9 protein-coding genes, 1 tRNA gene and 1 other RNA gene are annotated in these 13,707 nt (G+C 46.1%); 5 read left to right on the forward strand and 6 right to left on the reverse strand.

The genetic code is table 11. From position 1 onward, the window contains the following. Positions 1 to 80 precede the first annotated feature (80 nt). The 4 genes from FTO70_RS00590 to FTO70_RS00605 form a co-directional block, all read right to left on the reverse strand. Positions 81 to 1,805 (reverse strand): ABC transporter ATP-binding protein, encoded by a 1,725-nt coding sequence (locus FTO70_RS00590; protein WP_255333748.1) that lies wholly within the window; start codon positions 1,803 to 1,805, stop codon positions 81 to 83. 429 nt (positions 1,806 to 2,234) lie between these two features. Beyond that, positions 2,235 to 2,474 carry an MTH865 family protein gene (locus tag FTO70_RS00595; RefSeq protein ID WP_255333749.1) on the reverse strand — a complete coding sequence of 80 codons (240 nt, stop codon included), beginning with the start codon at positions 2,472 to 2,474 and terminating at the stop codon, positions 2,235 to 2,237. A gap of 622 nt (positions 2,475 to 3,096) precedes the next feature. Continuing rightward, the gene (locus FTO70_RS00600; RefSeq protein WP_255333750.1) at positions 3,097 to 3,840 is read right to left on the reverse strand and encodes a geranylgeranylglyceryl/heptaprenylglyceryl phosphate synthase; all 744 of its coding nucleotides are present in this window, start codon (positions 3,838 to 3,840) and stop codon (positions 3,097 to 3,099) included. Positions 3,841 to 3,846: 6 nt separating this feature from the next. Next, positions 3,847 to 3,996 (reverse strand): 50S ribosomal protein L40e, encoded by a 150-nt coding sequence (locus FTO70_RS00605; protein WP_255333751.1) that lies wholly within the window; start codon positions 3,994 to 3,996, stop codon positions 3,847 to 3,849. A gap of 420 nt (positions 3,997 to 4,416) precedes the next feature. Between FTO70_RS00605 and purB the strand changes: the two genes are divergently transcribed. Continuing rightward, positions 4,417 to 5,763 (forward strand): adenylosuccinate lyase, encoded by a 1,347-nt coding sequence (gene purB / locus FTO70_RS00610; RefSeq protein WP_255334023.1) that lies wholly within the window; start codon positions 4,417 to 4,419, stop codon positions 5,761 to 5,763. A gap of 1,348 nt (positions 5,764 to 7,111) precedes the next feature. Here the strand turns inward: purB and FTO70_RS00615 are convergent. Both FTO70_RS00615 and FTO70_RS00620 read right to left on the reverse strand, forming a co-directional pair. Continuing rightward, complete coding sequence (locus FTO70_RS00615) at positions 7,112 to 7,258, reverse strand: hypothetical protein (RefSeq protein WP_255333752.1); 147 nt, start codon at positions 7,256 to 7,258, stop codon at positions 7,112 to 7,114. 40 nt (positions 7,259 to 7,298) lie between these two features. Then, complete coding sequence (locus tag FTO70_RS00620) at positions 7,299 to 8,915, reverse strand: methylamine methyltransferase corrinoid protein reductive activase (protein WP_255333753.1); 1,617 nt, start codon at positions 8,913 to 8,915, stop codon at positions 7,299 to 7,301. 388 nt (positions 8,916 to 9,303) lie between these two features. On the opposite strand from FTO70_RS00620, the gene ffs reads away from it, so the two are divergent. From ffs to FTO70_RS00640, 4 genes are all read left to right on the forward strand, one after another. Further along, an RNA gene (gene ffs / locus FTO70_RS00625) (signal recognition particle sRNA) lies at positions 9,304 to 9,617 on the forward strand. A gap of 137 nt (positions 9,618 to 9,754) precedes the next feature. Next, a tRNA-Ser gene (locus tag FTO70_RS00630) sits at positions 9,755 to 9,839 on the forward strand. 501 nt (positions 9,840 to 10,340) lie between these two features. After that, positions 10,341 to 12,284: a hypothetical protein gene (locus FTO70_RS00635; RefSeq protein WP_255333754.1), complete on the forward strand. Its 1,944-nt coding sequence runs from the start codon at positions 10,341 to 10,343 to the stop codon at positions 12,282 to 12,284. Positions 12,285 to 12,759: 475 nt separating this feature from the next. Next, positions 12,760 to 13,488 (forward strand): RAD55 family ATPase, encoded by a 729-nt coding sequence (locus tag FTO70_RS00640; RefSeq protein ID WP_255334024.1) that lies wholly within the window; start codon positions 12,760 to 12,762, stop codon positions 13,486 to 13,488. The last annotated feature ends 219 nt before the right edge of the window (positions 13,489 to 13,707 follow it).

Consider the following 13,707-nt stretch of genomic DNA (forward strand, 5'->3'; position numbering starts at 1 on the left):
ACGGGTCCTAAAACCCTTAGGAAAAGGTGATGATTGCTTGAATGGGAATAAAAGAAGGGTTTTGCAGTGGGCAAAACCTTTCAGTTCCCTTCTACAAGGTCTTCGATGCTGTGCTCCATATAAGGGGCATTGCTCCGGTTGATCAGTTCCTTGCAGACTTCGGTTGGCTCCCCGTCAATAACAAGGGCACCGTTTTCGATTAGCACTGCCCTGTGGGCGACTTCCCTGACAAAGTCCATGTGGTGGCTGACGAGGACGATTGTCGTGTTGAATTGTTCATTAATCCTTTTTAATGAGTTGGTAACATCCCTGAGGGTTACCGGGTCAAGGTCTCCGAATGGCTCGTCCAGCAGGAGGTACTGGGGGGAAGTTGCAAGGCTTAAGGCAATAAATGCCCTGACGTGCTCGCCTCCGCTGATCTGGTAGGGGGTCTTGTCCAGCACTTCCAGGGATAGGTCCAGGGCTTCAAATACGGGTTTTGCGTAGCTGTCCACGTCCGTTACCGGGATTGAGGGGAAGAGCTCGGAGTAAATCGTTTCCGGGAGGTTCATCTCCCTTAAGAAGGTGTCCCTTTCTTCCGATGGCATATCCGGCAGCCTGTATATGCTATCCAGGGTCTCGTCCGAAATGCCGATCTCTTTAGCCTTATCTCTTGCGTACTCAATTGCGCCTTTCCTTTTCATGCTCAGCCTGAAGCGGATCTGGTCCCTTACCGTGGAGTTCGGGGACATGGAGAACTCCTGGTTCATGATGCTCATGATCCTGCGCAGTTCCATGCGCTTCCTGCTGTACTGGGTTACGTCAACCCATTCCTCTCCGCAGAGGTATTCAACAGTACCGCTCTTCGGCCTGACCAGCCCTTCCATAAGCTTCATAAGTGTGGTCTTTCCGGCGCCTGAAGAACCTATGAAGGCGAGTATTTCCCCCCTGTGGACATCTAAAGAGAAATCCTTGATGTTCAGGACTTCTCCCATCCTGATGATGGAGTAGCGCTTTGAGATGCTCCTTGTCCTGATGCAGACCTCTTTATTTGCAGGTTCCGGAAGTCCTTCTTTTGGTTTCATGTCCTTCAGGAAGTTCCTCAGGACTTCCGTGGGCTTTCCTTCGGCTGCTATTTTCCCGTTTTCCAGGAAAATCAGCCTGTCGGCAAGGTACGCGTGGATTTCCGGGAGATGGGAGACCACGATGATCGGGATGTTCAGTTTCCCTCTTAAGCTCTTTATCACGTCAAGGACTTCCTGCTTGGTGTCCGGCCCTGTCATGGTTACGGGCTCGTCCAGGAGCAGGATTCTGGGCTTTGCGGCAAGCTGTCTTGCAATTACTACCCTCTGCTTTTCCCCGCCGCTCAGGAGGTTGGTGGAATGGAGGGCCTTGTGCTCCAGTCCCACGAGCTTCAGGTATTCCATTGCTTCTTCAAATAAATCGTCATAATCGCTGGTGTCATTGTATGGGAGGGCCTCATGCCCCATCTTCAGGTAATTGAGTTTCCTTATTATATTTTCAATTGCCGGGCCGTTCCAGAGCCCGAAATTCCGCTGGAGGTGGATTGCGGTCGCATTTTTCAGAAACCTTTCCCCTTCTTTCCCGGAGTCAGGGGCCACAACTTCCCCGTCCACTTCTATGGTCCCTTCCTGGAAGGGTTCTACCCCTCTGATGATGCGGAGCAGCGTTGATTTCCCGCTTCCGCTCCGGCCCGTGATCCCGAGGATTTCCCCATCTTCCACCGTGAGGTCGATATGGTCCAGTACTCTTATGTTTTCGGAACGCACCTCATAATCTTTTACCAGATTGGAAATTCTGAGCATAATCATACCTCTTAGTGTTGGTTGTAAGTTAATGTAGGTTGTAAGTTAACGCTGAGTCCCGGACGAATTCTGCAGGGTTATATATCATTTTGATTGACATTCTTTCAATCGAAGTTCTTTCAATCGAAGTTCTTTCAATCGAAGCTCTTTTCTTCCTGACGCATTTGCCTGTTCTGAACAGTCTCATTTTCCGGGTCCGTCCGCGTTAGTAGAATGTGATACTAAAATAGGAGTCAAGTATTACCTTTAAAACTATTTATTACAATCGGCTGCCGTAAATTGCTGCCAGTACATGCTTTAATATTTCAGGAGTTTAAGTAAGTATGGAAATAAGGAGCCTGGACAAAGAAAAGCTGGAAAAAATACTGACTAATAAATAAGATTTGATCTCTTTTAGTTCTCTTTTCCAAAATCAGGACAAGAAAGGGCTTAGAGCCCCGCCCTTTCAACCATTAATTCTGCCACATGTTTTGCATTTTTGAAAGGGAAATCCTTTTCAGTAATCAGGCTTTTCGCCTCTGCTGCGGTGACTTCAACATCCCCTATCCTGCATGTGGTGTCCAGCCCCTCGGGTAAGGCAGCAATCAACTCCTCAAGCGAATTTATGGGAAACTTTGCATCTTTGAGTATTGCAAGGATCTGTTCGTAGACTTCTTCCCTTACGTCCATTCCATCTTTCCCCTCAGATTTTTCCGGTTTTTACTTTTGCGTTTTCATGCTCTGGAAACATTGTTCCTTAAACTTTATTTGCCGTTCTTCGTTAAGCTCGTTATTTGGGTCCTCGTTGGTTTCATCATTGTTCACTTTATAGGTACCGCACTATACTAATTCTATTGTGGAACTGCACAAAAACTTTTAAAGTCATCCTATGTCATCTGGAGAGCGTTTTTTCATTTTTGGGGAAGCACCGTCAGGCAAGCTGGCGGGGGCACTTTTTAATGTTTGGATTGAAACGCGGTTTCCGTGATCCGGGGAGGTATTTCTCTGCCCAGGTTGGCAGGATGGCTACAGCTTTACCTGGTGTGGGTAATAAGGATTATGAATGTTCTACTTTCGGGTATTAGGAAAAATATCACTCGATTAGGTAAGGTGCAGGGCTTAATCTTAAGCTACTTTCCATCGTAATCTGGAAAAAAGAAGGCATAAGCTCTCGAAAAACAGTAACTAAAAAGTAAATAGGTCTTTTAAATACGGAAATTTAATAAAATTATTTAAAAGAACTGTAGGTTAAATAAACTCTTTTCTAACTTGAAGAGCAGGCAACACACCCTTAAACTGTCTTCTCAGGTGTTCAGCTTTTGATGGCTGATACCAGTTCTGCCACTTTTGCAGTTACGTCTTTTACTTCTTCAACAACCGTCCCCGTGACGATCATGTCCGCGCCTGCGGCAGCACAGAGTTTTGCGGTTTCCGGGTCCCGGATTCCGCCGCCTACTATCAGCTTGTTGTCTCCAAGGGCTCTTTTGACAGCTCCGATCATCTGCGGGCTGATCGGTGTATGGGCTCCGGACCCTGCCTCAAGGTAGGTGTAGTGCATGCCAAGGTACTTGCCTGCAAGGGCATATGCCACAGCAATTTCCGGTTTCTGCCTGGGGATCAGTTTTGCGTCCCCTACCCAGCCCACGGTGCCCCCTGGTTCGATCACGAGGTAAGCCATGGAAATAGGCTCGATTCCACTCCTGTATACAAGCGGAGCTCCGAGCACCTGGTTTGTGATGACGTACCCTATGTCCCTGGAGTTAAGGAGGCTCATGAAAAAGACAGCATCTGCATACTGGCTGAGCCCGGCCGAACTTCCCGGGAAAAGGATGGTAGGGACGTCTACCTTTTCCTTGATTTTTATGACGGTCTCGTCCAGGAGGGTCCCGGAAGCTCCTGTTGAGCCTCCGATCATGATGGCGTCAGTACCGCCCTTAGCCGCTGCAAGGGCGATTTCTGCGGCCCGCTCCGGCGCCTGGGACGCCGGGTCGATAAGGGTAAGATGAACTTTTCCGTCTCTTTCAATAATCTTCTGAAGGTGTGCTTCCACCTGCAAAAAAGATCATGCTCCCTTGGATTCCTTGGATTTCACGCGGAGGGCTGTGTAGCCGCATTTCCTGCAGCGGGTTGCCCTTACGGCGTTTCTGGCGTTGCATTTCATGCAGATCTTTTTGTTTAAGATCCTTTCTTCTGCTTCTGGAAATCTAGCCATTTTTGTCACCTGCTATTATTTTTTTGTTCTAGATAAGGTATATAGCCCGCTTAATAGTTGTTAAGGCATATAATGTTTTTCATAGATTGGAGTGCGGAAATGCTGGTGAATTTTCCTGTTTTTACGTGCTATTGGAATGAAAATTAAGCTGTTTCTCCTCTCCTGATAACTCAAAGTTTATTTATTGGTTATGCTGTTTATTTCCCCCTGCACTTTATGCTGAATTGAAGATTAAAGTAAATGATAGAGTTAACATTGAAATCACTTAAAGCTGAAATTCACTTAAGGTTATAACTTGTTTCAGGTAAAAACACACTGTTTAAAGTTTGCTGACGGTGAAAATAACTGTTAAAACCTGCTAAGGCGAAAAGTGATTCAAAACTTTCTTTAATTTCCTTTACTCCAGAATTGGTGATTGATGTGGCGATTCATCCTATAGAATACCGGTACGGTACACCGGAAATGAAGTATGTATGGAGCCAGGATAACCGGCTTTCAAAGATCCTGCAGACCGAGGCAGCCCTTGCCCGGGCCGAAGCTGATATGGGGCTGATCCCTGCGGAAGCAGCTGAAATCATATCCGAAAGCATTGCTTCTGTCAAGGCTGAAAGGGTTAACGAAATTGAGGACGAGATCCACCATGACATGATGGCGGTGGTCCTTGCGATTTCCGAGCAGTGCAGGGACGATGCAGGGAAGTGGGTACATTTCGGGGCCACTTCAAACGACATCCTTGACACTGCAACCGCACTCCAGATCAAGGACGCAATCGGGATCTTTGAAGATAAGCTGAAAAACCTGCTTAAAGTCCTGGTAAACCAGGCGGAGGCCCACAAAAACACGGTCTGCTGCGGCAGGACCCACGGGCAGATAGGGGTCCCCACAACTTACGGGCTCAGGTTTGCGATCTGGGCGTCCGAGATATCAAGGCACCTTGAGCGCCTGTACCAGCTGGCTCCCAGGGCCACGGTGGGGCAGATGACCGGGGCTGTCGGTACTCAGGCCGCATTTGGTAAATCCGGGATTCTGGTCCAGAAACTTACCATGCAGCACCTGGGAATCGGAGCTGTTGATGTTTCCAACCAGATCATCCAGAGAGACAGGCATGCCGAGTTCGTGATGTGGATGGCAAATACGGTTACGACACTGGACAAGATCGGAATCGAGATAAGGTCCCTCCAGCGCAGTGAGATTGCGGAAATCGAGGAAAGTTTCGGGAAAAAGCAGGTTGGTTCCTCCACAATGCCGCACAAGCGAAACCCCATTAAGTCCGAGCAGATCTGCGGGCTTGCAAGGATTGTTAGGGCAATGGTCGAGCCCGAACTTCTTAATAATACTCTCTGGGACGAAAGGGATCTGACAAACTCGTCCTGTGAAAGGGTGGTCTTCCCCGAGACCTGCGTGCTCACGGACCACATCCTGAAGCTCGGGATCAGTGTGCTTGAAAACCTCAGGTTCTACCCGGAAAACATTCGCAGGAACCTGGAACTGCTCCGGGGCCTGAATATGGGAGAAGCTATAATGATTGAGCTTGCAAAAAGAGGAGTAGGCCGCCAGGAAGCCCATGAACTCGTCCGGGCCTCCGCAATGAAAGCCCATGAAACCGGCCAGCACTTCAAAAACGTGCTCCTTGAGACTCCCGAGGTTTCGAGATACCTCAGTGTTGGAGATATTGAAAATCTTGTAAACCCGGACCGGTATATCGGGACTGCCGTGGAACAGGTCGAGGCCCTTGTTTTGAAGCTTCGGGAAACTTATTCCCTCTGACCTTTCCTTCTTTTTCTTTTTTTACCGGCCTTTCCGTATCCTGTCCTGAATATATGAAACTTCTCAATCAAAATATTTGTAACTGACTGTCCTGAAGATATGAGTGTTTCAAAAAAGTATTTCTAATAAAGTGTTTCACACTTTTATGTTCATCAATGTCTAAGTAAATGTCTCAAATTTTTATGTTCCTCAATGATTTTATTTATTCATAAACGGTTTCATGTCATCATTTTATTTATTCATATACGGTCTATATTATCGATTCATTCTTTTTATAAAATGTGATAAATATAAATGTTTATATGCAATGAAATCCATTTCTGACAAACTTTCTCAAAATAGGGTGTATCGAGGCATCTAAAAAAAGGCGTTGCGTAACTTAAAAGGTCTATTTGGGCTATATGTGGTAGATGATTTACGGTGTGAAAGTGGATTAGATGCCTCATTAACCCCTATGTAGAGGTTGTTTATAAATTTTGTGCTTGTCTTTTGCAAGTCATTACAATACAATTCTTTCTCCCCGTGTTCATTTTCTTACTATCGAGCTTCTGGTTTTTTCAGTCTCCTTTTTCTTTTTACGGAAACCTTTTTCCTTCTCTACTTTTTCTCTAAGTCCAGGTGTCTTCTTCTTATTTTTTCTCCTTTTTCTATGTTATTATTCCTGAATTCTTTTCTTTTTATTCCCTGGGGTGATGCCCTGACCGTAGAAACTCGATTATTTCCCGCATAAATGAAAAAAAGTTCTTTTTTGTTTATTGGGTCCCCGGTGTTTTCTGGGAGTTCAATGGGCGTTTTTGTACATAATTGCATCCTGCTGGCAAGGGAATCCTGGGTGTGCCAGTGGACTGCAGTTTTATTTTTTTAAATAAATATAAATCTTTATATATGATGATTCTATTTTCAAAAAAGCACTGTTTAGTAAATTGTATTGAGGCATCTTAAAAAGGCGTTGCGTAACTTAAAAGGTCTATTTGGGCTATATGTGGTAGATGATTTAAGGTGTGAAAGTGGACTAGATGCCTCAATAATCCTTAATGATTAAGTTGTTTATATAATTTGTGTTCAATATGTGCACAACCGTCCAAAACTCCTTTTCCGTTCTTATATATTGTCTTAATTGAATAATAATTGTCGATTTTTAATGTTGTTTTTTCTTTTTTCTGGAGCATTCCTTGCTTCATTTCCATTTAGGAACCGGTTAAGGATGCTTATTTTCAAGAGATTCCGGGCTACGGGCTCTTTTTTCTCTTTTCCTCATCAGAGTTAGGACTTGCCGAAATGTTTTTATATATCCTTTGAATTGCCCTGGGCCCGCTTGCTGCCTGGCCCCGAAAACAGGTCCTGCTTTTCATGGGTCGATGAGCTTCCAGACGCAGCAATCTGGTTTTATCGCTGCGTCCGGGCCCTTTATGCCGTATGTATTGGAGCGGCTGCCCATATCTTGAGTCATTCCTTCCTTTCCGACTCGGAGTTCTTCGGGCGGAGGGCTGTTCAAAGATTTCCAGTGTTCAAAGACTTCCGGTTTTCGGATATTTTTATTGTTCGAAGACTTTCAGGTTTGCCCAGTTGAATTTGTCTGGCGGGCAGGCCCTTATACATTTCTGGCAGTGTGCTCCTTCGCAGAGGTCGGTGCTTATCATAACCATATTGTTCTCGTCAATGCTGATGGCGTCATTGGGGCAAACTTTTATGCATTTCCGACACTCAGGGCAGTCCTCGACAACCATGCTCATGTAAGTCCCGACCCTTTCGAGCACATGCAGGCCTTCTTCTCCCAGCACCGGGATATCTCTTTCAACCCTTTTGTCGATTACAGGACTGCTGATCGGGTCGTCAAGGGCCGGCAGCCCTTTCTTTTTGAGATATTTCTTGAACATTTTGAAGGGCATTCCTTCTTCCCAGTACGCAAGTTCGAGAACATACGCGTCGCGGAATTCGGGGGCAGTTGCAAACATTATGTGAGTGCCTATTATTTCATTTGCAATATCCTGGAGTTCCCATAGCCTCTTCTCGGAAAGCAGGATCTCGCGGGCAACGGCAAGGGAGGTGTTTCCCAGCTGGCAAATCCTTCCTGTTGAATACGGGATAAGCCCGATTTTCTGGGCCTTTGCAGCGTCCATATAGGTTCCTGCGGCCCCTGCCATGTAGGCAGTGTCAATGTCCGAAAGTTCTATTCCCGCAGTTGAACAGAGCGTTATATGCCCTGCCCTAATCGCCCCTATGGCTTTTCCGGCTTCTTTCAGGTCATGTTCCGAGAAGAGGATGTTGTTCTGCAGGTGGATGAGCCCGTCAGGGGTTTTGACCTTCGGGAGTTCTACCAGCCCGTGAGCAATTGCTTTTTCTATCAGGGCTATAACTCCGGTACCTGTAATTCCTTTGGCTTTGATCTGCCCTTCTTCAAGCACTTCCCCGGTAGCAGGGTCCATAAGGTCTCCGGGGGTGGCTTTCATCTCTTGGCTCAGCACATAGTTTCGAAGAGCTCCGTCTTCGAATTCAAAGTCAGAGATGGTGTAAGGTGAAGCAAGGTTTCCGTGCTTGATCTGCTGTCCCTCGAGGGCTGGCCCGGCAGCTGCAGAGCCCGTATAAATAATATCCTTCACTTTAAGTGCCATCTCGGCATTTGTACCGTAGTCCGTTGCAATCGAAATTTCGTCTTTTTCAAGCATTCCGGATTTTATTATCAGGGCCAGGGCATCGGCTCCTACCTCGTGCTTTATTGCCGGGGGCACCACAACCTCACAGTCGAACTCCTCTAGCCCTGGAATTTCACTGCTTGGCACTATCCTTGCATTCCTTTCCTGTTCCTGGATATTGTACTTCTTTTTCTTCCGCTCCCCCGCATATGCCAGGTCCTCAATGGTAATTCCCTGAAAGATAGATAGCTGTATCGGGTTTCCGCAGATCGCAATCCTCTCAAGTTCCCCGCTTTCTACTCCCAGGGTCTGGAACAGGTTCTTTACGGCATTTACTGAAAGCCCGTGGGCAAGGTCCTGACCATAGTGGATTGCGAAGTCCATGTGGTCCATTACATTTGCTCCCGGAAGTGGGTTCCTGAGCGTGATCACCGTTCTTCTGATTTCTTCGGTCTCAAGGTCAATTTTCTGGGCTCTATACCCACTTGTTCCCAGGTCAATTGCAACTCCGTATCTCATTCAAACTCCCCTTTCTTGATTTCCGGCTTGCCTGGACTCGGCGTCCATTCGGTTTTGTCGGGCCCAGGTAGCTTTCTCAGATCTTTATATTATTTTTTAAGTCCTTGGATTTTTATATGATTATACTTTGAAAACCGGCATATAAATAAATAGGGGCATTTATCTGCCTTTTTATATATTTTTATACTACTGCGCGAGCCCTTTTCTGAAAATAAAGATTTTAAAGATATTTTTGTTTAATCCAGCTTTTTTTGTATCTATATTTCTTTAAAAATGGCTTTTTATGCTTTTTTTTCCTGCAGTTGGAGGAGGGTGGAATCTGTCAGATATATGGAAAAAATAAATATCGGCAGGGATACTTTTATAAATTACTAGTGTGTTGTATAGCTGATGAGCTAGTCCGGGTAGCCCGGCGTTACCTGTAACCCGAAATCGCCGATATGCGGGGGACGAAGCCAATGGAAGGTGCGACAGAGAGGTTCCAGCCTGGGATCTCAACTGAGAAGCCCCGTCCTGCTTGGATGATGCTGACATGAGGGCTTGCTGGAGAGCAGGTCCTCATCCTTAACTGCGGAAACCGGTCGAGGCCCGGAAGGGAGCAGACTTACCGTGGGCAGTCGTCGCTTGTGGGGTCGCGGGGTGGAGAAGAGGTGCCAGTCTACTGGGATTTCCGAGATGCATCAACCTGCAGCGTGCTCATCAATAAACATTTCAGGCCTGCATCTTTATAAAAATCTCTGGATGTGGGTAAAAGAAGCAGTTAACACAAACCCTTTTCTCCGGAAAAGGTTAAATATGTGAAATGCATTTAAGGGATCGCGTTTCTAGCATTTCGATGTGACGAGATAGCCAAGCCCGGTATGGCGCGGGATTGCTAATCCCGTGATGCCCTGCATCCCGGGGGTTCGAGTCCCCCTCTCGTCGCTTCTTTTTTTTCAATTTTTCAAGTAGTCTGGCTTACGGTTTGTAGGTTTTCAATTCTTCATTTTTACAAAAATTATTTTTATTTAACTAATTTTTAGGGGATGTTCGGGGTTCAAGATCGAACTGAGCCCCGGGCTTTTTCCTCTTATATGGTGTCGTTTTTCTCCTATTATCGTGCAGGAGCATCTTCTATTGCCGGATTTTTTGCATAACAGGACCTTTACGCTCAAATACATAAATCTGATTTCCATAAGTCGGCGGACCTGGCTTATTTTTCTGCCTTCTGAAGCTGCATTATAGTATGAGAATGTGCCTCAAATCTGTCTATTTTTAACAATCTCTATTTATTTTTACACATTTCTCAAAAATACTTATATAGATTTTTCTTCATAATGTCAATCTGTTCGTTTAGAAATCTAAAATTTCGTTCTGTATGGGGGATGTAATGTGCAATATAAATATCCAGTTCTTTTTATAGTGGTACTTACCGTAGTTGCAGCTATGGGATTGTCGGCGGGTGCGGAAAGTGCGGATGAGTCAAATCCCCTGCAGGGTCTTGAGGAAACTTTTTCTGAATCCAATGGGACCTTTGGGGCCTCAGGAATTGGCGGTTCCAATGGTTCAGCCAGTTCTGCTAGTTCCAATGGTTCAGTCAGTTCTGCTAGTTCCAATGGTTCAGTCAGTTCTGCTGGTTCCGTAGGTTCCAATGGTTCCTATAATGACGAAGGCTCTATTGGTTCTGATGGTTCAGATAGTTTCTTTGATTCTGGGGGTTCTGAAGGTTCCGGTATTTCTGAAAGTTCCGATGAGTTTGAAGAAGATCATGGGGGCCAGCAGGGCTCCAGCGGAATGGCTAACTCAGGTGGAAAGGGCGGTTCTTTGTTGAAAGGGGGGCCCAGGTGGAGTTTCTCAGGCTTGAGCAACGGACCCTGGTGGAAATACTTACAATCTTTCAGTTCGGACCTTTCTTTCGGGGCCGGAAACTCCGGTCAGAAAGGAGGCCCTGGCAGTAAGGGCGGTTCCGGTGGTTCCGATAGTTCCGGTGGAAGTGATGACTCTGGAAGTTGTAGCGGTTCCGATGGTTCTGATGGTTCCGATGGTTCTGGCGGAAAAGGTGGAAAAGGAGGAAATGGCGGAAGCGGTGGTTCTGACGGCTCCGGCGGTTGTGGCGGTTCTGAAGAGTCCGAGAGTTCCGGCGAGGGCGGAGAATCCAGCGAACATGGGAAAGGTGCAACAGCAACCATTTCTGCTTACGATGAAGCCGGAAACCTTATAGATAGCTTCGAGGGTGAACCCGCTAACTGGGGAGAATACCAGCAGTTGTTTGCCAGTTCAGGCACTCCTTCTAAAATCAGCTCTGTACGCCTCTCTGCTAATTCTCGTAAGGGGAAAGTAAGGTATGATGACCTCACGTTCAAGTGTGGTTCCGGGAATACAAAGGAGATTTCCTTCGATGAAGATGAGCTGGTTTCCGGTACTGCTATTAAGGGCCATTATAATTGGGTGAACTTCTCAAATGAAGCAAAAGTCTATTCCTCGGAAGGTGCTCGATCGGGCAATAACTTTTTGAGAAACCACCCGAAAGAGGGCCAGGCTATTGTAATCAATTTTAAAAATACGGTTTCTGAGGTAAGTATCTGGTACACCTTCCAGCAGGGATCGAATAAACCTTCCGGTGAAGGTGGTTCCGGTGGTCCCGGTGGTCCCGGTGGTGAAGGCGGTTCCGGCGGTGAAGGCGGTTCCGGCGGCGATGAAGGTGGATGCGGTGGTTCTGATGGTGAAGGCGGTTCCGGTGGTCCCGGCGGTGAAGGTGGTTCCGGTGGTCCCGGCGGTGAAGGCGGTTCCGAAAACTCTTCTCCCGAGCCTATGATCATCCAGCCGGTTTCAGGCAGTTTGGTCAGTGGTGTTGTTAAGGTAGAGGCAGAAGAAAAGGAGGCTCATGATCTCGAATCTGCTGTTTTTGAATACTCTGCGGACGAAGGGGTCAACTGGGTGAATATCGGTACGGATACCGATGGATCCGATTTTTGGGGAGTGCAGTGGGATACTTCCTCAGTCTCCAATGGAAACCGTCTGCTGCGTGTGACGATGATAGATAAATCCGGGAGAGAAGGAACAGCTCAGGTTGAAGTAATGGTAAAAAATGCCTTATCTGGTCCTAATGTCAAGGTCCTAAGTCCGCGCAATGGGGAAACTGTTCGCCTTTTAAAGGTTGCCATGGCATCGGCGGACCCGGAGGTTACAAAAGTCATTTTCCAGGGTTCAATTGACGGTGTTACCTGGGTTGACCTGGCCACGGACTCATATAAAAAAGACGGATGGTGGGCTTCTATTAATTTCAGCAAATTGCCAGATGGGGCATATTACTTCAGAGCTGCGGGGGTGACATCCGAGGGGGATACAGGTTATTCTCAGACGGTCAGGGTTAATGTGTTAAATAAATGAAATGCGGGTTAAGGCAGCAAAGGCAATTCCCTTTGCTTTTCCTTTTTTGTCTTTTCTTGTTTCTGATGTTTTTGCAGTTTTTTGATTTTTTGTTCCAGGGGTTTCCTAACCTCTTGCCCATGCTTGAGGTGTTTTTTCATGTTTTTGGGGATTTTTTTCTTGATCAATCAGGTAAATTTTAGGGTGGAATCTTCCTCTGGATTTTTAAGCGATTTAGGAGGATTTGTGGAATTTCTTCATATCGAGGTATTTTTTGAAGTTTGGCATGTAATATTTTATATAAGATTTCACATTATACGTGTATATAAAAATTCGACAGCAACTTTCGTTCTTTAAGAGCGTACATTGCTCAACTTTTATATACTTCATTTGGATATTATTCTCCTCTCAAAGGGAGATTCTACTGTGAGCGGGCCACATAGTCTTTCTCACTCTTCAGGCGTTATTTAATCACATTCGTGGTTTAAAAAATTCAATCTTACAAGGAAAAGGTTGCAGCAGAGAAATGGACCGTATCTCATCAGGTATAAACGAACTGGACGAAAGGCTGGGTGGCGGATACCCGGCGGGCAGGGTTCTCCTTGTTACCGGAGGCACAGGGACCGGAAAGTCCATCTTCGGGCTTCATTTCCTGCACCGGGCCTGCAGGGACGGCAAGAAATGCGTGCTCATCGCAACCGAAGAGCTCCCTGAAGATATCATTCAACAGTCCGAAATGCTGGGGATCGGGCTTTCAAGATATTATGAACATGGGCAGCTAGTTATTGAAAAGGCTTTCCAGAACCGTTCCGAGAAAGTCCAGACTTCCAAATTCGGCTTCACTCCCGAAGGTCTGGAGATTGAATTGCCGACACTTGTCGATTATGTGCCCGATGGGACCGATGTTGTGGTTATTGACAATATCGGGGTCTTCACTTTACGCCTCTCTATTCAGGATTTCAGGGACCAGTTTGACGCCCTTAACTTTGTCCTGAGCACCAAAGAAGGATGTACTGCCATGTTCATCATGGACGATACCGCATGCAAGATGACCCAGAACCTTGCAGAGTACTCGGCCAGCGCCTCTCTTCGCCTTATGGTGACGGAAAACCCCTATACCGGCAATATGGAACGTTTTCTCAAGATCCCTAAAATGCGAAGGACTTTTATCGGTTTGGACATGATCCGGTTTGAAATAACTTTGCAGGGAGTTAAACTGCTTTAAACATTAACCTGCTTTAAGTCATGCTTCAATTGCATTTTTTTCCTTAGGGCTATTCATTTTTCTTCAGTTTCCCTTTTTTCTTCACTCTACTATTTTTGTTCTTACATTCACTTTCTTTCCACTTGATTTCTTTATTTCGACATCTCTTTCTCCATGCCACTAATTCTTTCAATAGTTTACACTCTAAGAAAGTTAAACTATTTATGCGATTATGGATAT

The sequence above is a fragment of the Methanosarcina sp. KYL-1 genome (assembly GCF_024372725.1).
Classification (GTDB): Archaea; Halobacteriota; Methanosarcinia; order Methanosarcinales; family Methanosarcinaceae; genus Methanosarcina.